Origin of the sequence: Paracraurococcus lichenis, assembly GCF_030657435.1 — a bacterium.
Lineage (GTDB): Bacteria > Pseudomonadota > Alphaproteobacteria > Acetobacterales > Acetobacteraceae > Paracraurococcus > Paracraurococcus lichenis.
In genome coordinates this window covers 1-546 of the sequence record NZ_JAUTWS010000447.1, presented here as the reverse complement: position 1 = coordinate 546, position 546 = coordinate 1, and the positions used below count along the sequence as shown (strand labels likewise).

Genomic DNA, 546 nt, shown 5'->3' with positions numbered 1-546 from the left:
CGGAAAGGCCCTGGTTGTCGCGTGTCGCAGTTGCAATGAGACCCGGCTGCCGCTTCGGTTTGCATCCATGCCGATTGCGTTCATGATGTCGTGCCGGTTACTCTCGGCTGCCAACAAGTCGCACGGGGTGGCGATCACCGTACCGGGTCTGCCCGCCCAGTACGCGATTGCTGTGGCGACGGCACGCCCACTCCACAGGCGGACAATGCCCGGTCTGACGGCGCCGGTTGCGGCGGAGGGTACCATGAGCGCAGAAAGGGGAAAGGAAGCGCCCTCAGCCGAGATGGAATGGGCCGAGGATCTTGCCCCGATTCCTCCCGCCGAGTGGTCCCGCGCGCGAGCGAGGCATCTGCTCGACCGTGCCGGCTTCGGCGGCACGCTGGAGGAGGTGGATCGCCTGGCGGCATTGACGCCGGAGGCGGCAGTGGCGTCGCTGGTCGACTATCACTTCATGCCGGACGACCATCTGCGTCCTTTCGAGGAGTCCGGCGTCTACGATCCCTCGTTGCGTGAGTTCCCGGAAACGCGTCCTGCTGCCACGCGGGC

1 protein-coding gene is annotated in these 546 nt (G+C 66.3%); it reads left to right on the top strand.

Annotated features, from left to right (window positions below; translation table 11 throughout):
* Positions 1 to 244: 244 nt before the first annotated feature.
* The coding region (locus Q7A36_RS40735) for a hypothetical protein (protein WP_305109474.1) at positions 245 to 546 on the top strand (302 nt) is incomplete at its 3' end.